Genomic DNA, 19,187 nt, shown 5'->3' on the forward strand with positions numbered 1-19,187 from the left:
TAGCCGCGCCGCGATGGGCGAAATACCCGGATCAGCCCGAAGCGACCTCGGTCACCCCCTCGGCGACGATCCGCTCGTACGCCTCGACGCTGGTGCTGAACGCGCCGAGTTGGACGGTCTTGTGGGTGCCGTGAAAATCCGAGGAGCCGGTGACGAGCAGGCCCAGCTCGGCGGCGAGCGCCCGCACATGTTCCCGCTCGGCCGGGCTGTGGTCCTCGTGGTCGGCTTCGAGCCCGGCGAGCCCGGCGGCGGCCAGCTCGGCGATCAGCTCGTCGGGCACCACCCGGCCGCGTCGGGTGGCTCGCGGGTGGGCGAAGACCGGCACGCCTCCGGCCGCCCGGACCAGCCGAACGGCCCGGAACACGTCGATGTCCTCCTTGGGCAGCCGGTACCGCTCGCCCAGCCAGTCCGGGCCGAACGCCTCCCGGACGCTGCCGACCAGGCCGGCGCGGATGAGTGCCTGCGCGATGTGCGGACGACCTACTGTGCCGCCACCAGCGCCGGCCAGGATGTCCGGCCAGTTCACGTCGATGCCGTCGGCCCGCAGGAGGCCGACGATCCGTTCGCCACGCTCTTCCCGGGCGGCCCGGACCCGCGCCAGCTCGGCCACCAGCTCCGCGTGGTCCGGATCGAACAGGTACGCGAGCAGGTGCAGCGGCACCGCGGGCTGCGGACCGGACCAGCGACACGACAACTCCGCACCCCGGATCAGGCGCAGACCTGGTGGCAGCGCGGCCACTGCCGGCGCCCAGCCGGCCGTGGTGTCGTGGTCGGTGATCGCCAGCACGTCCAGCCCGGCGTCGGAGGCCGCGCCGACCAGCTCGGCCGGGGTCAGCGTGCCGTCGCTGGCCGTCGAATGGGCGTGCAGGTCGATCCGGGGGGCGGGGCCGGTACGCGAGGTCACCGCCCGACGTTACCGAGGAAACGGTGAGCCCGGCTCACATGGGCCACCTGGAGTCAGAAGCCCTGCACGAGGATCGGCCGCTCTCCGGCTGGCACGCCGGGCACCGCAGCGGGGCCGGCGGGCTTTCCCGCCCGCACCTGGCCGACGTCGACCCGGACCAGCTCGCCGTCGCCGTCGAGGTAGGAGGCCTGGGCCTCGTCGCTCCAGACGATCGCCCCGGTCATCGGCGGCCCGGCCGCAACGGCTGTCGCAGCCGGCCCGAGCCGCTGCAGGTCGACCAGCAGGGACCGACCGGACGGGCCGCCGTTCTCGTTGACCAGCAGCCACCGCCCGTCCGGCGAAACCCCGCCGACGCCGTCCTGGCTCAGGTCCGGACCGCAGCCCGTGCGTACCGGGTCCAGGTGACGTGTCGGGGTGAGGATGGCGAGGCAGGTCCGGCCCGGATCGGTCGTGCTGACCTGCCCGACGAGCCGTCCGTCGGGCAGCCGCCCGTAGACGTTGAGGCTCAACCGCTCGAGGGCGTCGGGCAGCGGCCCCGCGCCGGGCCGCCAGAGTGTGTGACCGGCGCTGGCCGGGTCGAGTCGGACCAGCACGCTGTCACCGACGAATCGGACGGGCTCCGCCGTCGCCGGCACCGGGGTGCGCACCGACCCGATGAGTTGGGTGCCGACCACGCCGGCCATCAGGAGATCGTCTCCGTCGCGCCAGGCGACCTGGCGGCTGTCCGGGGCCAGGACGATCGCGCCGGCACCGGCCAGCAGCACCTGTACCAGGCCGTCGTCCTGCACCACCCACAGAGAGCGCCCGGCGGTGCTCGGCGCGCCCACCACCAGCCAACCGCCTCCGCTGGGCAGCGGCTGGACGCGTTCGGCCGGCCCGACGTCGGACAACACCAGCCGCCGCCCGTCGGCGCTGACCAGCGTCTCGCTGGCGATGAGCGAGGTCGACGCCGTGGGCGAGGGGTCGGGGCCGGGAATGCTGGCCTTCGGGAACGGTCGACTGGTCGGGTCGGGGTCGCCGATCACGACGATGGGTGAGCCGTCCCGTCTGGTCTCGGTACCGAGCTGGGCCATGCCGGCGCTGAGCAGAACGGTGGTGACCGCCGCGAGGGCGAGGCCGGCGGCGGTGCGTCGACGCCGGATCCGGTTCGCGCGACGGATGGCCTGGCCGGCCGGGTCGACGCTCAGCGGGCGGGCAAGGGCGACCTGGTGCGAGAGTGTCTCCCGCACCGCACCTTCCAACTCGTCAGGCCGCACCTGGTATGAACGCTGCGGGCCGTCCGTCAGGTTGTCGCGTCGGCCGGGGAACTGACTCACTGCTGTTCCCCGGAGCCCGTGCCGACGGGCACGGCCGCCGAGGCGGTGGGCAGGACCACCTGCGGATCGATCCCACGCGGCACGGCAGGGCGCGGAGCGGTAGGGCGGGGCACGGGTCGGCCAGCCGCCCGTCCGGGACGGGGTGAGGCAGCGGCACCGGTGGCCGGGACCCGCCCGGTCCGGGAACCCGAGGCCGCCGTCCGGCCGCCGGCACCGATCGCGCCCGCAGCACTCTCGCCAGCGCCAGTCCGGCCGGCGATGCCGGCGGCGGCTGCCAGCTGCGGTGCGTCCGCGCCCAGACGCCGACGCAGCGTGGCGAGCGCCCGGGACGCCTGGCTCTTCACCGTGCCCGGTGAAATGTCCAGCATCGCAGCGGTCTGCGCCTCCGACATGTCCTCGTAGTAGCGCAGCACCAGCACAGCCCGCTGCCGGTTGGGCAACTCCCGGAGATGCCGCCAGAGCAGATCCCGGTCAAGTTGCTGCTCGATCTCGTCGACACCGGCCCGCTCGGGCAGCACCTCGGTCGGGCGTTCGCCGTGCCAGCGCCGCCGCCACCAACTCGTCGACGTGTTGACCATCACACGCCGGGCGTACGGCTCGACCGCCTCGATCCCGCCGAGCCGCTTCCACGCCAGGTAGGTCTTGGTCAGCGCCGTCTGGAGCAGGTCCTCGGCCGTGGCCCAGTCGCCGGTGAGCAGATAAGCGGTGCGCAGGAGCGCGGCGGAGCGGGCCGCGACGAACTCGCGGAACTGCTCCTCCAACGAGTCCTTGCTCGCCACCGCCCACCTCCACACCCCTGCCGTCCTGGCAGAGTGCCACGTCAGGGGCGGTCTGGTCCATGACGAAAGGTGCGCACTTGCTCCGATGTTCGGTCGAAAACCTTCACGCCCCGTCGTCGGCCTTGGCCTCGTCGGCCTCCTTGCCGAGCCGCGCCTCGACGGCCTGCGGCTCGTACATCTCCTCGACGACGCGCAGGTAGAGCTCGTTCGGGTTGGGCAGGTTCTTGACCTCGCGAAGCGCCTGCTCCTGGCCGGCGGACTCCAGCACGAAGGTGCCGTAGTTGAGCGCGCGACCGGTCGGGGTCTGCTCGTACTTCATGTCGGTGACCCGGACCAGCGGCATCATCGCCACCTTGCGGGTGACGATCCCGTTGACCACCATGACCCGCTTGTTGGTCAGGATGAACCGGTCATACCACCAGTCGGCGACCTTCCACGCCACCCAGCCCATCACCGCGAACCACAGCAGCACGGCGATGGTGGTCAACCCGCCGACGTCCTGACCGGCGAGGAAGCCGGAGAGATAGCCGAGCACGAAGGTCGCCGCGACGCCGATCAACAGCGGGTTGCTGAGGTGGATCCAGTGTCGCTTCCACTCGCCCCGGTAGCGCTCGGTGGGGAAGAGGTAGCGAGCCACCAGCGAACTGGGCTCGTCTTCCAGCGGCAGCACCCGCCGAGGGGTCGAGCCGGTCGCGTCGGCACGCAACCCGGCCAGCTCGTCCTCGGAGATCTGCGGCGGCTGGTAGCTGGCCTCCGGATCTCGGATCCACCCCCGACCGGAACGACCCTGGCCGGCATAGCCGGGCCCGTCGCCGTAGCCGACGTCGTCCGAAAGGGACGGACCGTCGGACAGGCCGGGGCCGGCCCCGTAGCCCGGGCCGTCGTCAGGCCCGATCCGCGGGATCGGCTCGGTGTCGCGCTCGCGACGTTCCCGGTCGGGGTCGTCCGGGTCGAAGGGTGGACCGGAGGGGCTGCCCATCGACGGCTAGGCGACGAGGCTGGTGAAGAAGTCGCCAAACCCCTGGGCGATATCCATGATCCCGCCGCCGAGCGACTTGAACACGTCCGCCGCCGAGTTAGGTCGATAGGCGACGAAGAAGATCAAGAATGCGATTCCGGCCCAGGTGAGGACCTTCTTGACCATGGCGGGCCATCCTCTCGCGCGGCGCCGGGTCCCATTACCGCAGCGGCACCCAGAGTATCAGTGTGGTGTCGTACAGTGAATATCTGCGTCCGTTCTCCGTCAATCCGGAAGAGTTGTCAAGCTCTACCGGGTAGATACGGGGACGGTGCGCCGTACACGAGCTCGGGCGGAGTCCACTCGGTCAGGTCGTGCAGCACGACGTCTTCCGCGAGCAGGTGACCCGCACTCGCCGGCCAGGCTATCGCATGGAGCCACATTCCCCGAGCTTCGCCGGCGTACGCGCTTCGATCCGTTGGAGAATTAACCAACCACAGTGGAGTTGGGTGCCCACCGACCTTGATCTTCGCCTGTCCGACGTGGTCAGGGTGACCCGGCCCCGGGTCGGTCAACGCGTCCACTAACTCCGGTCCCGGGTCCGGGCCGGTCAGACCGGCGAGGCGGGTGCCCAGGCCGACACCGGGTTCCTCGGCCACGAAGACCAGGTCGGCCGGACCGCCACCGAGGGGCGCGGGGCCCGCGCACGCCACCACTGTCGCCCGCACACCCGTGCGCTCGTCCCCGGCGTACGCCACGCCGGTGAGTGTCCAACCGGGCGGCAGCGGCCACGGGCACCACAGCGGTGTCACCGGTGGATCGCCGGTCGCGGTGATCCGTTCCACCACGCTCGCCACGATGTCCGCTCCGATGTGCTCGGGCACGTGCAACGGCGGCACCGGGCCGCAGCGCGCACATCTCGAGTCGGTGTTCATCAGATCCGGCGCCCGTACCGGGCCCCCGCATCTCGGACAACTCACCGCGACACTCACATCCCCACCGTCTCCCCGGACCGCCGGCACGTCAAGCCGGAACGTCCGATTCGGCACCGTACGTGGGTCAGTCCGGCGGCGTGCCGGCGTGCGCGCGGATCCAGGCGTGCATGGCGATTCCGCTGGCCACACCCGCGTTGATCGACCTCGTCGAGCCGTACTGGGCGATGGAGTAGAGCTGGTGGCAGGCGGCACGGGCCGGCGCGGAGAGGCCGGGGCCCTCCTGGCCGAACAACAGCACGCAGTCCCGCGGGAGGGTGCCGGTCTCCAGCGGACGCGACCCGGGCAGGTTGTCGATGCCGAACACCGGCAGTTGCCGCTCGGCCGCCCAGGCGACGAACTCCTCGATCGTCTCGTGGTGCCGTACGTGCTGGTACCTGTCGGTCACCATCGCGCCGCGCCGGTTCCACCGTCGCCGTCCGACGATGTGCACCTCGGCGGCGTTGAACGCGTTGGCGTTGCGCACCACGGTGCCGATGTTGAAGTCGTGCTGCCAGTTCTCGATCGCGACGTGGAAGCCGTGCCGGTGCCGGTCCAGGTCGGCGACGATCGCCTCGTGCCGCCAGTAGCGGTAGCGGTCGACGACGTTGCGCCGGTCCCCCTCCGCGAGCAGTTGCGGGTCGTAGCGGCTGTCGTCCGGCGGGTCCCCCGGCCAGGGGCCCACGCCCACCTCAAGCTGGTCGTCGGTCACGGTCATCAGAGGGTACGGACCGCGTCGGCGTCGGCCACGCCGACCTGCCGGTCAGCCCAGGTCGAGGGCGGCACCGAGCCGGTCCAGGAAGCGCCGGTCCGCCGGGCTGGCCGGTGGGTCCACCCGGCGCGTGCCGGTGCCGGGCACCGCGCGACAGACCCGGGCCGCGACCGACTGCACCCACTGGCGGTACGCGGCCGAGTCGGCGGGGTCGGCTCGCCGCCGGAGGACCCGGCTCGCCGCCCGGCAGGCGGCCAGCAGGTCCACCAGGTCGGTCAGCCGCTCGGCGGGTTGTGGGGTGCCGTCGTGGCGGGCGTAGATCGTGGCGACCACCGCGCGGACCAGGTCGCTGTCGGAGGCTCGGCCCGCGGCCACGGCATCCAGACCGGCCAGGCCGGCCATCACTCCACGCTCCGTCCGGTCAGGCCCCGGTGCCGCGGCGGCCACGAGGACCCGACCGGGCAGGCTGGTGAGCAGATCCCACTCGACGGCGGAGTAGACAGCGGTGGTCAAGGGTGCGGCTCGGCGGCCGGCAGAGGGCGGCTCTCCCGCGACGGAGTGGCTCATCGGAACCTCCGGCGTCAGCATATGCCCCGCGACGGGCACCGGGCCCCTTCCCCAACAGACCCGCAGTGGGGAAGGAGCCGGGTGTTCGTCGACGGTCGAGCCCGCCGCGACCTGTCAGCGCGGCTCGGGGAAGCTGGGCCGCTCCGGATCCACGCCGTCGGGCACCGCTGCGGCCGCGTACTCCCGCTTGGGGACCATGACCTTGCGCCGGAAGACGCAGACCATCGTGCCGTCCTGGTTGTAGCCGCGGGTCTCCACCGACACCACACCCCGGTCGGGCTTCGAGCCGGACTCTCGCTTGTCCAGCACCGTGGTCTCGCCGTAGATCGTGTCGCCGTGGAAGGTCGGCGCGACGTGCCGCAGCGACTCGACCTCCAGGTTGGCGATCGCCTTGCCACTCACGTCGGGCACCGACATGCCGAGCAGCAGCGAGTAGATGTAGTTGCCGACCACGACGTTGCGCTTGAACTGGCTGGCCGTCGCGGCGTAGTGCGCGTCCATGTGCAGCGGGTGGTGGTTCATGGTGAGCAGGCAGAAGAGGTGGTCGTCGTACTCGGTGACGGTCTTGCCCGGCCAGTGCCGGTAGACCGCGCCGACCTCGAACTCCTCGTAGTAGCGACCGAACTGCATGCTGGTCCCTTCGACGGGCGGCGATGGAGTTCGGCACAGCATGCCTTACCGATGGTTAAGGCGACCGGCGGGGCGCGCCTGCGGCGGAAATGTCACACCGGTCACTCGCCTGGGGGGAGACGCAATGAGCGGCGGGGCCCTCCCCGGCACCCGCCGCCCACGCTCTGATGTGAGGAATTCTGCCCTACGGGTGCGTAGCTTCAACAGAGGTCCCGATCACATTTATCTTTTTGTAACACTACCGTGAGTGACGAAGCGGAGGTTGATCAGCGATCTCCGCAGGCCGGATACCTCCTTGTCAAGGCCCAAGTTACCGATTCGTAGTGCTCAATCGCGTGGATCTCCCTGGAAACGCTCCCATCACCATAGGTCACGCAAGTGCGTCATGCACTTGCGTTCCGCAGGTCGGGTGTGAACAGATGCTTGTCGATGACCGACGGCACCCCCCGGCAGCCCCGGGCACGTTTCGTGCCCCACCCCCCGGGAATTCGATACGGTCAGCCCTGGTTCTACGGGACGTAGATAAACCGCGGTGATCGGAGAGTGCAATGGCAACCGTTGAGCTGACCTCGACGAACTTCGACGAGGTGACCGGCAACGACGGCATCGTCCTGGTCGACTTCTGGGCCGACTGGTGTGGTCCGTGCAAGCGGTTCGCCCCGGTCTACGAGCGCTCCTCGGAGAAGCACCAGAACATCGTCTTCGGCAAGGTCGACACGGAGGCTCAGCAGGAGCTGGGCGCCAAGTTCGACATTCGCTCGATTCCGACGATCATGGCGATCCGCGACGGCGTCATCGTCTTCGCCCAGCCGGGCGCCCTTCCCGAGTCCGCGCTGGAGAACCTGATCGAGCAGGTCGAGGCGCTGGACATGGACGACGTGCGCAAGCAGCTGGCCGAGCACAACCACTGAGTCGTCCCCACCGACGACACGCGAGGCCGGGCCCGGTGCGGGCCCGGCCTTCGTCGTACCCCGCCGACTCCACCCATGATCACCTGCCTGGTCGGGCCGAACTGGCCGTCGGAGGGACCCGAGGGCGTCGGTACATCCCGTATCGTCACGACCCGATGGAGAAACTGACCACCCGCGGGCGCGTGACCCGGCTGGGCGCGACCGCACTCGGCCTCGTCCTGCTCGTCGTCGGAACCTTCTGGGGCAGCGACGACGATTTTCCGTTCGGCCCGTTCCGGATGTACTCCACCTCCAACCCGCCGAACGCACCCGCCCCTGACACCCGCGTCGAGGGGGTGAACAGCTCCGGAGCGGTCATCGACCTCGACCAGAACGCGACAGGCATCCGCCGCGCCGAGATCGAGGGTCAGCAGGCCCGATACGCCGCCGACCCGACGCTGCTCACCGAGGTCGCCGACGCGTACGCCGAACGCCACCCGGACGCCCCCGCGCTGGTCGAGGTCCGCATCGTCATCCGCTGGCACGGCATCCGCGCCGGCCGACCGACCGGGCAGCACACCGACCAGACCGTCGTGAGCTGGCAGGCCACCCGATGAACCGCTGGCTGACCGAGGCCGTACCCCGGGGCCGGGTGGCCGCCTTCCGCACCCTGATCTACCTGTTCGTCGCCGCCGACCTGGTGATCTTCACCCCCTGGGTACGCACCCGGGTCAGCGTGCCCGGCGACCTGTACCAACCACTCCTGATCGGCCGCCTGCTCCCACTGCCGACGCCAACCGAGACGCTGGTGACGGTGATCTTCTGGGCGTTGCTGCTGCTCGCCCTCCTCGCCGCCACCGGGCGAGCGCCCCGGCTGCTCGGCTGGGCGGTGTGCGCGCTGTACCTGGAGTGGATGATCATCGCGATGAGCTACGGGAAAGTCGACCACGACCGGTTCGGGCTGCTCGTCGCACTGGCCGTGCTGCCCACCGCCGGCCGCGCCCGACACGGCGACACCACCCGCACCGAGGCCGGCGGCTGGGCCCTACGCGTCACCCAGATCGCGGTGATCTGCACGTACTTCCTGGCCGCCTTCGCCAAGCTGCGCTTCGGCGGCCTGGACTGGCTGACCGGCTCGGTCCTGGCCCGCGCGATCATCCGGCGCGGCACCGACCTGGCCGACCTCATCGCCCAGGTGCCGTACCTGCTGATCGTCGCCCAGTTCGGCATCGTGGCGTTCGAACTGCTGAGCCCGGTGGTCTTCTTCCTGCCACCCCGCTGGCGACTCGCCATGGTCGGCTTCTTCTACTCGTTCCACGCGGTCACCATCGCGACCATCACGATCTCGTTCGCGCCGCACCTGGCCGCGATGACCAGCTTCCTGCCGCTGGAGCGGGTACGCCCGCTGGTCTGGGCGCGCCGACTCGTCGGCCGCGGCTCTCCCGAGGCGGCCACGACGGATGCCTCGGCGCCGCCCCCGGCCGACGTCGACCCGGTGCCGGCCGACCCGGGCCCGGTGGCAGCCGGCGCGGGGCCGGCACGCGACGATCAGGCGCCGGTGGTCGGGCGACCGGCCGGCCCGTAGAGCCGCTCCCGGGCCTCCTGCGGCAGGGAGCAGGCCGCCGTGCCACCGGGAAGTCGGTGCCGGTTGCGCGCCACCCAGCGGTACAACGGCCAGGCCGCGACGCGTACTGGAGGAATCCGCAGGCCAGCGCCGGCGACCCGCCAGAGCGGACCACTCGCGGCGAGCAGCTTCGCGATGGCGTCCGGACCCGCCGCGCGTGAGCCGTCCGCGCCGACCCACTGCACGGCCTCCTCGCACTCGGCCACGCTGAGGCCGAGCGCGTCCAGGTCGGCGAACTGCCAGGGCACCACGCGTGCGGCGGTGGGGATGCGGCGCTCGATGAACTCCGCACAGCTCGTGCAGAACGCGCAGTCCCCGTCGTAGACGAAGGTCGACGTCTCCATGGCGTCCATCCTCCCCTCTCCGACCACCCGGACGCCCACCGGTGTACGGCGGGTCACTTGCGCGCACCTCGTACACGTGTTCGAATAGTGCCCATGCGCTGGGACAACCTCACCGCTCCCCCGGTCGAGGGAGACCCCGAGCGGGCAGCGCCAGCGACGCCACCCCTGCCGCTGGCGCTGCCCGGCGCCGTCGCCCGCACCTTCGACACCCCCGAGTTCGCCGGGATGACCTTCTACGAGGTGCAGGCCAAGTCCATCCTCAACCGGGTGCCCGGGCAGTCCCGCGTTCCGTTCGAGTGGACGATCAACCCGTACCGGGGCTGCTCTCATGCTTGCGTTTATTGTTACGCAAGAAATACTCACACCTATCTCGATCTCGACGCCGGTGCGGACTTCGACCGGAAGGTGATCGTCAAGGTAAATGCCGGTGAGCTGGTCCGGCGGGAGCTGGCCGCGCCGCGCTGGCGGGGCGCGCACGTGGCGATGGGCACCAACGTGGACTGCTACCAGCGGGCCGAGGGTCGCTACCGGCTGATGCCGCAGATCATCGGTGCCCTGCGAGACTTCGCCAACCCGTTCTCGATCCTCACCAAGGGCACGCTGATCCTGCGCGACCTGCCACTCCTGCGTCAGGCCGCCGAGGTGACCACGGTGGGCATCTCCTTCTCGGTGGGTTTCGTCGACGAACACCTCTGGCGCACCGTCGAGCCGGGCACACCACACCCACGCCGCCGACTGGACGCCGTCCGGGCGCTCGCCGACGCCGGCTTCTCCGTCGGGGTGCTGATGGCGCCGATCCTGCCCGGCCTCAGCGACAGCGACGAGTCGATCGACGCCACCGTCTCAGCCATCGCCGCCGCCGGCGCGACGAGCGTGACCGCCCTGCCGCTGCACCTGCGTCCCGGGGCTCGGGAGTGGTACGCGCACTGGCTGGCCCGCGAGCACCCGCACCTCGTGCCCCGCTACCGGGAGCTCTACCGGGCCGGCGCGTACACGCCGCAGGCGTACCAGCGGGAGTTGACCGCGCGGGTGCGGATCGCCGCCCGGCGACACGGGTTGCACCGCGGGGAGCGAGGCGACAACCGCAGCCCCGAGTCGCCGCCACCGTCAGCCGAGCAGCTGACGTTGCTCTGATCGGAGCTACAGTCGGCGGGTGCGTACCGCTCAGCAGATCCTCGCCGAATCCGCCGTGATCGCCGTCGTGGGCGCGTCCCGCGATCCGTTCAAGGCCGCGCACGGCGTGCCGTTGCAGATGCAGCAGTACGGCTGGCGCATCATCCCGGTCAACCCGACTGTCGACGAACTGTTCGGGGAACGGGCCTACAAGACCCTCGCCGACATTCCGCACCCCGTGGACCTGGTGGACGTGTTCCGACCGGCGGCCGACGCCGTGCAGGTGGTGCGGGACGCGGCAGCGATCGGCGCTCCCGCGGTCTGGCTGCAACTGGGCATCGTCTCGGCCGAGGCGCGGCGGATCGCCGAGGAGGCCGGCATGGACTACGTCGAAGACCGTTGCCTCATCGTCGAACGCGCCGCCGCCAACCTGACCCGCCTGCCCTGACCCAAGCCCCCGACCCCACCCCCACGACCCCACCCCCACCCCCACCCCTGCCCCTGCCCCTGCCCCCGCCCCCGCCCCCGCCCCCGCCCCCGCGATCTTGCACTTTCTGTCCCGACATAAGGGATACAAGGGTCAATCCGGCAACCGAAAGTGCAAGATCGCGGGGGCAGGGCGGGGGCAGGGCAGGGCGGGGCGGGGCGGGGCGGGCGGGGTTAGAGCTTGTATTCCTTGAGGAGGCCTCGGGAGATGATGGTCTTCTGGATCTCTGAGGTGCCCTCGCCGATGAGCAGGAACGGGGCCTCCCGCATCAGCCGCTCGATCTCGTACTCCTTGGAGTAGCCGTAGCCGCCGTGGATGCGGAACGCCTCCTGGACGACCTCGGCGCAGTACTCGGAGGCGAGCAGCTTGGCCATCCCGGCCTCCACGTCGTTGCGCTGGCCGGCGTCCTTGAGCCGGGCGGCGTTGACCATGAGGGCGTGCGCGGCCTCGATCTTCGTGCCCATCTCGGCGAGCTTGAAGGCGATCGCCTGGTGCTTGGCGAGAGGCTGGCCGAAGGTCTTGCGCTGCTGGGCGTAGCTCACCGCCAACTCGAAGGCGCGGATGGAGATGCCGCAGGCGCGGGCGGCCACGTTGACCCGGCCCACCTCGATGCCGTCCATCATCTGGTAGAAGCCGCGACCCACCTGGTCGGCACCGCCGAGGATCGCGGAGTCGGGCACCGTGACGCCGTCGAGCACCATCTCGGTGGTCTCGACGCCCTTGTAACCCATCTTTTCGATCTTGCCGGGGATGGTGAGGCCGGGGGCGGTCTCGCCGAAGCCCGGCTCCTTCTCCAGCAGGAAGGTGCTCATGTTGCCGTAGACGGACTCGGCGCCGGTGTCGGTCTTGACCAGGGTGGCCACCACCGAGGAGTAGGCCCCGTTGGTGAGCCACATCTTCTGCCCGTTGAGCACGTACTGGTCGCCGTCGCGGACGGCCCGGGACTTGATCGCCGAGACGTCGGAGCCGGTCTCGGGCTCGGACATGGAGAACGCTCCCCGCACCTCACCGGTTGCCATCTTCGGCAGCAACCGGTCCTTCTGCTCGGCGGAGCCGTGCTGGGAGATCAGGTACGCCACGATGAAGTGGGTGTTGACGATGCCGGAGATCGACATCCAGCCGCGGGACAACTGCTCCACCACCAGCGCGTAGGTGAGCAGTGATTCGCCGAGGCCGCCGTGCTCCTCGTCGATGGTGAGGCCGAACAGCCCCATCTCGCGCATGCCGTCGAGGATGTCGGTGGGGTACTCGTCGGCGTGCTCCAGCCGCTGCGCGTGCGGGATGATCTCCTTGTCGGCGAAGTCCCGAACGGTCTCCAGGATCGACTGTTGCACATCGGTCAGGCCGGGCGTCTGGGCGAGTCGGGCCATCTCAGCCTCCGGGGATCCGCGCACTACTCGTGGGTAACTGAACGCTGGGTCAGTATCGGCCCCTCGGGTCGAGGAGGCCAAGGTGACCAGTCCACACAACCGCTGTGAAAAGGTTCACCGCTGCGGGTAGCGTCCGGCAAGAGGGACTTTTCCGGCACCGGCAGGAGGAGGACAGCTGTGAGCTACCCACCGCCGTCGGGACCGCCCGAGGACGAGCCGCCGCCGTCACCCTACGAGCCACCGAAGGACCAGTCGCCGTACGCGCCACCGCCGGCCGGCCAGTCACCGTACGCGCCGCAGCCGGACCAGCCGGCGTACGAGCTGCCAGCGGAACGCTCACCGTACGGACCGCCGGAGGGCGAACCGTCGCCGTACGGCCACCAGGGGCCGCAGCAGTCGGCGCACTGGAGTCAGCAACCGCCGTACCCCCCGCAGGGCCCCTACGGCCAGTACGGTCCACCGCCGGCCGGGCCGGGTCGGGGCACGAACGTGCTGGCGATCCTGTCGCTGGTGTTCGCCTTCGTCTTTCCGCCGGCCGGCGCCGTCCTCGGTCACGTGGCCAAGCGGCAGATCCGTACCAGCGGCGAGGAGGGCGACCAGCTCGCGACCTGGGGGCTGATCCTGGGCTACGTCTTCACCGGGCTCACAGTGCTGGCCTGCTGTGGCTGGCTGGCGCTGGTGGCCTTCGGCAATTCCGGCGACAGTGGCGGCTACTGACGGACGGGCCGGTGTGGCCCGTCGCGGTCAGCGGAAGCGGGCCTCGCGGACGCTGTTGCCACCGTCCACCACGAGCATCTGCCCGGTGATGTACGAGGCGGCCGGCGAGCAGAGGAAGCTGATCGCCGCGGCGACCTCGTCCGGCGTGCCCGGCCGCCCCACCGGGGTGCCCAACCCCTGCTTGATCTCGGCCATGGTGGACGCCGCGGTGTAGATGGTGCCGGGCGCCACCGCGTTGACGGTCACCCCGTCGGCGATCATCTCCATGGCCAGGGCCCGGGTCAGCCCGACGACCCCGGCCTTCGCCGCGGCGTACGCGGCCTCGGTGGGCAGGGCGTTGACCGGGCCGGCCGTGGCCGCCAGGTTGACGATCCGACCCCAGCCCCGTTCGGCCATCCCCCCGATGAACGCGCGGCTGCACAGGAACGCGGTGGAGAGGTTGCGGTCGATCTCGCCGCGCCACTCGTCGTAGGTCAGCTGTGCTACCGGCCGCAGCACCCCCTGGCTGGCGCGACTGGCCAGGCCGGCGTTGTTGACCAGCACCTCGACGTCGCCCAACTGCTCGGCGACGGCATCGGCCAACGCGCCGACCTCGGACTCGTCGGTCAGGTCGGCGACGAAACCGGTCACCCCCAGCTCGGTCGCCCGCTCGTGGATGCGTCGGGTGGTGGAGACGATGGCCACCCGCGCGCCCAGGTCGGCGAGTCGACGGGCGGTGGCGTACCCGATGCCGTCCGGGCTGCCCGCCCCGGTGACCAGGGCGACCCGCCCGTCGAGGCGCATGGTGACCGGGTCGGTGAGCGCGACCGGCTCGTCGGGGCCGGGGCTGCCCGCCGGGGCGGCCGTCCGGGCGCGCCGGCCCGCACCCGGGCGGCTGACGTCCCGTCGGGGTCGACTGCCGGAGCGGTCCGCGGCGCGCGCGTCGTATGCCATGTCAGGGATCCTGCCCGTTACGACCGGCCCGAGCAACGCGGCACCCGGAAGCGGGGGCGTCGGGTTTGGGCAGCGCTGGCTACCCTGTCTCCGCACCCCAACCTGACGGAGAGTTCGTATGACCAATCCCCCGCCGCCCGGCAACTGGAGCGATCCCACGTGGTCCGCCCAGCCGTCGAGCCCCGCACCGGATCCGACCCTGGTGGCCGGTCAGCCGGTGCCCGCGCAACCCGGCCCGGTCGACCCGTACGCGCCCAGCCCGTACGCCCCGGACCCGTACGCCCCGGTCGACCCGTACGCCGGCGCGAAGCAGCCGGCGACCCAGCCGATGCCCGGATACGCGCCGCCCGGATACGCGCCCGGTTACCCGCCGCAGCACCCCGGCTACGGCTACCCGCAGCCGCCGAAGACCAACGGGATGGCCATCGCGGCGTTCGTGCTGGCCCTGATCGGTTTCACGTCCTGCATCACCGCGCCGATCGGCGCGATCCTCGGGCACGTCGCGCAGAAGCAGATCCGGCTCAGCGGTGAGGGCGGTGCGGGGATGGCGAAGGCCGCCATCATCGTCGGCTGGATCCTCACCGGGTTCCTGGTGTTGGTGATCCTCTTCTACGTTGCCGCGATCGTCTACGCGATCGTGACGAGCAACGACAGCAGCTACTGACCAGCGGGCGGGCCGGCGTACCGGCGATTGTCGGGCCGGCTCGACAGCCGGCGGCGGTCGTCCCGGCCCGGCCGGTCACTGCTCCGGTGGGGTGAACGACGAGGTACGGCTCATCCCGGCGGCCCGGCCCTTCGCGGCGACCACCAGCGCCATCTTGCGGGACGCCTCGTCGATCATCTCGTCGCCGAGCATGACCGCGCCGAGCCGGCCGCCGGCCTCCGAGGTGTAGTGCTCGTACGCGTCGAGGATCAACTCGGCGTGGTCGTAGTCGGCCTGCGCCGGCTGGTAGACCTCGTTGGCGGCGTCGATCTGGCCCGGGTGCAGCACCCACTTGCCGTCGAAGCCCAGCGCGGCCGAGCGCTTGGCCACCTCGCGGAACGCGTCGACGTCACGGATCTGCAGGAACGGGCCGTCGATGGCCTGCTTGTCGTGCATCCGCGCGGCCATCAGGATCCGCATGAGGATGTAGTGGTACGGGTCGCCCGGGTAGTCCGGGATCAGGCCGCCGACCACCATCGACTTCATATTGATCGACGCCATGAAGTCGGCCGGGCCGAAGATGATGGTCTCCACGCGCGGCGAGGCGGCGGCGATCGCGTCCACGTTGACCAGACCGGCGGCGTTCTCGATCTGCGCCTCGATGCCGATCCGGCCGACCTCCAGGCCGATCGTCTTCTCGATCTGGGTGAGCGTCAGGTCCAGCCACTGCACCTGGTCGGCGGTCTGCACCTTCGGCAGCATGATGCAGTCCAGGTTGGCGCCGGCGCCCTCGACGACCTCGATGACGTCCCGGTAGGTCCACGGGGTGGTCAGGTCGTTGACCCGGACCACCCGGGTCTTGCCGGCCCAGTCGCCCTCGTTGAGGGCGGCCACGATGTTCTTGCGCGCGTCCGGCTTGGCCAGTGGGGCGACGGCGTCCTCCAGGTCGAGGAAGACCTGGTCGGCCGGGAGGCCCTGGGCCTTGCCGAGCATCTTCACGCTGGACCCCGGCACGGCGAGGCAGGACCTGCGGGGGCGACCGACTGCGGCCATGGATGCGCTCCTTCCAGCGTCCGGCGGGCATGCCGACGCCACCTGACGACAGATCCGAGACCTTAACGATCCCAAAGGTCGTTGTGACGCCACGGTAACCTCGCGCCATGACCGGGGTGAATGGACCTGTGGAAGATCTCACTGGGCGCCGACTGGTGGTGGTGACCGGGGCCAGCTCCGGCATCGGGCTGGCCGCTGCCGTGCACCTGGCCTGCCGGGGCGACCAGGTGGTGCTGGTCGGACGGGACCCGGCCCGCCTGCAGGCTGCGGCCGAACGGGTTCGGGAGACCTCCGGCGAGCGTCCGGAGCTGTTCCGGGCCGACTTCGCGATCCTCGACGACGTACGCCGACTGGCCGAGCGGCTCCGGGCGGCGTACGACCGGATCGACGTGCTCGCCAACAACGCCGGCGCGATCGCGCTGCAACCACTGAAAACCGTCGACGGCTTCGAGATGTCGATCCAGGCCAACCACCTGGCCCCGTTCCTGCTGACCAACCTGCTGGCCGACCGGGTGGGCCGGGTCGTGGTGACCGCCTCCGGCGCGCACCGCTTCGGCGCACTGGACCCGGACGATCTGAACAAGCCACTGCGTAGTTACCGGCCGATGGGCGCGTACGGCACCAGCAAGCAGGCGAACGTCCTGTTCACCGCCGAGGCGGCCCGGCGCTGGCCGGACGTCGCCGCGTACAGCTTCCACCCCGGGGTGGTCCGTACCCGGTTCGCCAACGACAGCAGGATCGTCGCGTTCGGCATGCGTTTCATGCCGTTCCGCAGCCCGGAGAAGGGTGCCGAGACCCTGGTGTGGCTGGCCAGACAGGAGCGTTCCCGGCTGATCAACGGGGGGTACTACGTCGACCGACGCCCGCGTCGGCCGCTCCGGAAGGCGGCCGATCCGCAGCTTGCCGCCCGGCTCTGGGCGGCGAGCGCCAAGGCGGTCGGTCTCGATGACTGACCGGGGCGATGAGCTGACACTCGTCGCGATCGTCGAGTTCGCCGTCGGGGCGGGGGCCGCCGGGCAGCGCTACGAGGACGCCGTGCTGGCCCTGTTGGAACGGCACGGCGGCCGGTTGGAACGGCGACTGCACGGCACCGACGGGCAGACCGAGGTGCACGTGATCCGGTTCGCCGGACGGGCCGGCTACGAGTCGTTCCTCGCCGACCCGGACCGGGCGGCCCTGCGTGCCGCCCTCGGCGACGCCGCCCCGACGACCCGGGTCATCGAGGTGCACGAGGGTTAGCCGCCACGCAGAAGTCGGCCTGACCGTCGAGCGCGCCGGCGTCGCAGCCACGACAGCACGGGCAGCGCGACCAGGACCGCCAGGACGAACCCCACAGCGAGCGCCCAGAACGGCGGTGGCCCGTAGTGGGGGCGGCCGGATTCGCGTACCGCCCCGTCGATCGCGAGGTCGGCGGCGACCGACAGGTCGGTGATGCCCTCCGGCGTCCGGAAGAGCACCTCCGGCGCGGTCGCCCCCCGACGTAGCACCACGAGTTCCACCGCCTCCGTGCCGACCTCGTGATAGGGCCCCCAGGCGACGTCGTGCTCCTCCGGGCTGTCCACCGCCGCCGGGCCCGGCACGCCGACCAACGCGACCGCCTCGTCCGCCGAGCGCCAGCCGAGCAGTTGCACGAACGAGCGGGAGCGCAGCGGCGGAAACGCCGCGCCGGCCAGCGGGTTGCCGTCGACTGTGGACCTGGGGACCAGTGTCCAGGTGCGTCGGTAGGACGGAACCGGGCAGTCGGTGCAGGTGGACCGGCCGAGGACAGTAACCGAACGGCCGTCCGGCAGCCAGGACCCGGCCCCGGCGAGCCGCCCGCCCGCCAACGGCAGCTTCCGGTACGGCTCGGCCACCCGATCCGCGCCCGCGTCGCCCACCCGGGCCAGCCAGACCTCGTCGCGGAGCTGGAGGGCGAGGTCGCCGCCGTCCGGCGACAACGCGGCCGTACGCCCCGGCGCAACCCAGGTGGTGCCGACCCGCACCCGCAGCACGTCGGTTCCGCGATCCCGGTCGTAGACCCCCACGTACGGGGTGGAGTAGGTGTTCGGGGACGTGAACGTGGTGTCGTCGTCGGCGTAGACCAGGCGTTTCCCGTTGGGCGCGAAGGCGAGTGGATAGCCGTCCGGGCGATCCGTGGTGGTCCTTCCGGAGTTGAGATCGAGCAGCGACGCGCCCATCCAGACATACCGGCCGTCCGGGGAGAGCATCGCCTCGAAGCCCGCGACGGCCGGATCGCCGTCCAGCACGCGGTAGCGGTCGTCGTCGGCGGCCACCACGGCCATCCGGGTCTCGAACCAGTTGGTGCGCACAGCGGGACCGCCGAAGAGCATCGCGGCTGCACCCGGCGCCGACGCCCGCACCGAGGCGGTCCGCAGCGGCGGGTCGACGAGCCGGGTGGGCAGGCCCGGGTCGTCGTGCCGAGGGCTGGCGGGCAGCGGCAGGGCGACCGGGTGCAGCGCGTACCCGGTGCCCAGGAGCAGGACCAGGACGGCGAGCGCGCCGGCGACGACGGCCCGGCGACGACGGTGCCGGGTCCGCGCCGCGTCGAAGAGCCCCGCCGGTACGCGCGCGGGCGGCACGTCGTCCGCGAGGCGACGCAGCGCTTCGGAGAGCCGAGCGGTCACCGGGCCACCTCCTGCGGGTCACGGCCGACGAGTTCGGCCAACTCGGGGGCGAGGACACGGAGTCGGCCGAGGGCGTGGCGGGTCTGACTCTTCACGGTGCCGACCCGGCAGCCGAGCAGTTCCGCCGTCTCCGTCTCGGTGCGGTCCTCGTAGTAGCGCAGCACGAGGACCGCGCGCTGCCGCGCGGTCAGCCGGGCCAGCGCCGCCGACAGCACCAGCCGCAGATCGGTGTCGTCACCCGGCCCGGGGCGTTCCGGCAACGCCCCGTCCAGCCGCTCCGGTGGGCGGGCCCGCCGCCAGCGCCACCAACTGGCCGCCTGCGTGCAGAGCACCCGGCGCAGGTAGGCGCGCGGGTCGGCGATCCGCTCCCACCGCACCGCGACCCGAGCGAGTGCGACCTGGACCAGGTCCTCGGCATGATGCCGGTCGCCGGTCAGCAGGTACGCGAGCCGGGTCAGCCCGGCGGTCTCGGCCCGGACGAAGTCGGCGAAGCCGTCCCGGGTGCGGTCCTCAGTCGTCAACGGATCGCCCTCCTCACCCGGACAGACGCCG

The 19,187-nt window shown here is 71.3% G+C and carries 24 protein-coding genes; 9 read left to right on the forward strand and 15 right to left on the reverse strand.

The window, feature by feature from the left end; all coding sequences use genetic code 11:
- Positions 1–31 precede the first annotated feature (31 nt).
- The 9 genes from ACIBEF_RS13445 to ACIBEF_RS13485 form a co-directional block, all read right to left on the reverse strand.
- The gene (locus ACIBEF_RS13445; protein ID WP_396793648.1) at positions 32–904 is read right to left on the reverse strand and encodes a PHP domain-containing protein; all 873 of its coding nucleotides are present in this window, start codon (positions 902–904) and stop codon (positions 32–34) included.
- 53 nt (positions 905–957) lie between these two features.
- On the reverse strand, positions 958–2,220 hold the full coding sequence (locus ACIBEF_RS13450; RefSeq protein WP_396793649.1) for a hypothetical protein: 1,263 nt from the start codon (positions 2,218–2,220) through the stop codon (positions 958–960).
- Complete coding sequence (locus ACIBEF_RS13455; protein WP_396793650.1) at positions 2,217–2,999, reverse strand: SigE family RNA polymerase sigma factor; 783 nt, start codon at positions 2,997–2,999, stop codon at positions 2,217–2,219. Before ACIBEF_RS13455 ends, ACIBEF_RS13450 begins: the two co-directional genes overlap by 4 nt.
- Before the next feature lie 103 nt (positions 3,000–3,102).
- A complete protein-coding gene (locus ACIBEF_RS13460; RefSeq protein ID WP_396793651.1) occupies positions 3,103–3,978 on the reverse strand; it encodes a PH domain-containing protein in 876 nt (291 codons plus the stop codon).
- A gap of 6 nt (positions 3,979–3,984) precedes the next feature.
- Positions 3,985–4,143, reverse strand: coding sequence for a hypothetical protein (locus ACIBEF_RS13465; RefSeq protein WP_007455302.1), 159 nt, complete (start codon positions 4,141–4,143; stop codon positions 3,985–3,987).
- A gap of 116 nt (positions 4,144–4,259) precedes the next feature.
- Positions 4,260–5,006, reverse strand: coding sequence for a DUF6758 family protein (locus tag ACIBEF_RS13470; protein WP_396793652.1), 747 nt, complete (start codon positions 5,004–5,006; stop codon positions 4,260–4,262).
- Between the two features lie 10 nt (positions 5,007–5,016).
- Positions 5,017–5,640, reverse strand: a complete 624-nt coding sequence (locus tag ACIBEF_RS13475) for a TrmH family RNA methyltransferase (protein ID WP_396793700.1) — start codon at positions 5,638–5,640, stop codon at positions 5,017–5,019.
- Positions 5,641–5,691: 51 nt separating this feature from the next.
- Positions 5,692–6,228 (reverse strand): hypothetical protein, encoded by a 537-nt coding sequence (locus ACIBEF_RS13480; RefSeq protein WP_357261686.1) that lies wholly within the window; start codon positions 6,226–6,228, stop codon positions 5,692–5,694.
- A gap of 93 nt (positions 6,229–6,321) precedes the next feature.
- The gene (locus tag ACIBEF_RS13485) at positions 6,322–6,837 is read right to left on the reverse strand and encodes a MaoC family dehydratase (protein ID WP_030486570.1); all 516 of its coding nucleotides are present in this window, start codon (positions 6,835–6,837) and stop codon (positions 6,322–6,324) included.
- A 548-nt stretch (positions 6,838–7,385) separates the two neighbouring features.
- Here ACIBEF_RS13485 and trxA point away from each other — a divergent pair.
- The 3 genes from trxA (at position 7,386) to ACIBEF_RS13500 (ending at position 9,312) form a co-directional block, all read left to right on the forward strand.
- Positions 7,386–7,748 (forward strand): thioredoxin, encoded by a 363-nt coding sequence (gene trxA / locus ACIBEF_RS13490; protein ID WP_007455291.1) that lies wholly within the window; start codon positions 7,386–7,388, stop codon positions 7,746–7,748.
- A gap of 155 nt (positions 7,749–7,903) precedes the next feature.
- Positions 7,904–8,344, forward strand: a complete 441-nt coding sequence (locus ACIBEF_RS13495; protein ID WP_396793653.1) for a hypothetical protein — start codon at positions 7,904–7,906, stop codon at positions 8,342–8,344.
- A complete protein-coding gene (locus ACIBEF_RS13500) occupies positions 8,341–9,312 on the forward strand; it encodes an MFS transporter permease (protein ID WP_396793654.1) in 972 nt (323 codons plus the stop codon). The genes ACIBEF_RS13495 and ACIBEF_RS13500 overlap by 4 nt, the downstream gene beginning before the upstream one ends.
- Here ACIBEF_RS13500 and ACIBEF_RS13505 read toward each other — a convergent pair.
- Entirely contained in the window at positions 9,276–9,695 is a 420-nt protein-coding gene (locus ACIBEF_RS13505; RefSeq protein ID WP_112620689.1) for a thiol-disulfide oxidoreductase DCC family protein, read from the reverse strand. The two genes, ACIBEF_RS13500 and ACIBEF_RS13505, sit on opposite strands and share 37 nt — an antisense overlap.
- Before the next feature lie 93 nt (positions 9,696–9,788).
- Between ACIBEF_RS13505 and ACIBEF_RS13510 the strand changes: the two genes are divergently transcribed.
- On the forward strand, positions 9,789–10,829 hold the full coding sequence (locus ACIBEF_RS13510) for an Rv2578c family radical SAM protein (RefSeq protein ID WP_396793655.1): 1,041 nt from the start codon (positions 9,789–9,791) through the stop codon (positions 10,827–10,829).
- Positions 10,830–10,848: 19 nt separating this feature from the next.
- On the forward strand, positions 10,849–11,256 hold the full coding sequence (locus ACIBEF_RS13515; protein WP_357195475.1) for a CoA-binding protein: 408 nt from the start codon (positions 10,849–10,851) through the stop codon (positions 11,254–11,256).
- A 212-nt stretch (positions 11,257–11,468) separates the two neighbouring features.
- Here ACIBEF_RS13515 and ACIBEF_RS13520 read toward each other — a convergent pair whose 3' ends face one another.
- Entirely contained in the window at positions 11,469–12,665 is a 1,197-nt protein-coding gene (locus ACIBEF_RS13520; RefSeq protein WP_396793701.1) for an acyl-CoA dehydrogenase family protein, read from the reverse strand.
- 177 nt (positions 12,666–12,842) lie between these two features.
- Between ACIBEF_RS13520 and ACIBEF_RS13525 the strand changes: the two genes are divergently transcribed.
- Positions 12,843–13,382: a DUF4190 domain-containing protein gene (locus ACIBEF_RS13525; protein WP_357224483.1), complete on the forward strand. Its 540-nt coding sequence runs from the start codon at positions 12,843–12,845 to the stop codon at positions 13,380–13,382.
- 27 nt (positions 13,383–13,409) lie between these two features.
- Here the strand turns inward: ACIBEF_RS13525 and ACIBEF_RS13530 are convergent, their stop codons facing one another.
- Entirely contained in the window at positions 13,410–14,315 is a 906-nt protein-coding gene (locus ACIBEF_RS13530) for an SDR family NAD(P)-dependent oxidoreductase (protein WP_366605329.1), read from the reverse strand.
- 118 nt (positions 14,316–14,433) lie between these two features.
- On the opposite strand from ACIBEF_RS13530, the gene ACIBEF_RS13535 reads away from it, so the two are divergent.
- Complete coding sequence (locus ACIBEF_RS13535) at positions 14,434–14,979, forward strand: DUF4190 domain-containing protein (RefSeq protein WP_396793656.1); 546 nt, start codon at positions 14,434–14,436, stop codon at positions 14,977–14,979.
- Between the two features lie 75 nt (positions 14,980–15,054).
- Here ACIBEF_RS13535 and ACIBEF_RS13540 read toward each other — a convergent pair whose 3' ends face one another.
- Positions 15,055–16,011, reverse strand: coding sequence for an HpcH/HpaI aldolase/citrate lyase family protein (locus ACIBEF_RS13540; protein ID WP_396793657.1), 957 nt, complete (start codon positions 16,009–16,011; stop codon positions 15,055–15,057).
- A 128-nt stretch (positions 16,012–16,139) separates the two neighbouring features.
- Between ACIBEF_RS13540 and ACIBEF_RS13545 the strand changes: the two genes are divergently transcribed.
- Positions 16,140–16,964 carry an SDR family NAD(P)-dependent oxidoreductase gene (locus ACIBEF_RS13545; protein WP_396793702.1) on the forward strand — a complete coding sequence of 275 codons (825 nt, stop codon included), beginning with the start codon at positions 16,140–16,142 and terminating at the stop codon, positions 16,962–16,964.
- Entirely contained in the window at positions 16,957–17,250 is a 294-nt protein-coding gene (locus ACIBEF_RS13550; protein WP_396793658.1) for a hypothetical protein, read from the forward strand. Before ACIBEF_RS13545 ends, ACIBEF_RS13550 begins: the two co-directional genes overlap by 8 nt.
- Here the strand turns inward: ACIBEF_RS13550 and ACIBEF_RS13555 are convergent.
- The gene (locus ACIBEF_RS13555; RefSeq protein WP_396793659.1) at positions 17,247–18,635 is read right to left on the reverse strand and encodes a hypothetical protein; all 1,389 of its coding nucleotides are present in this window, start codon (positions 18,633–18,635) and stop codon (positions 17,247–17,249) included. The genes ACIBEF_RS13550 and ACIBEF_RS13555 overlap by 4 nt on opposite strands.
- Positions 18,632–19,156, reverse strand: a complete 525-nt coding sequence (locus ACIBEF_RS13560; protein WP_279515046.1) for a SigE family RNA polymerase sigma factor — start codon at positions 19,154–19,156, stop codon at positions 18,632–18,634. Before ACIBEF_RS13560 ends, ACIBEF_RS13555 begins: the two co-directional genes overlap by 4 nt.
- Positions 19,157–19,187 lie beyond the last annotated feature (31 nt).

The sequence above is a fragment of the Micromonospora sp. NPDC050795 genome (assembly GCF_044456785.1).
Lineage (GTDB): Bacteria > Actinomycetota > Actinomycetes > Mycobacteriales > Micromonosporaceae > Micromonospora.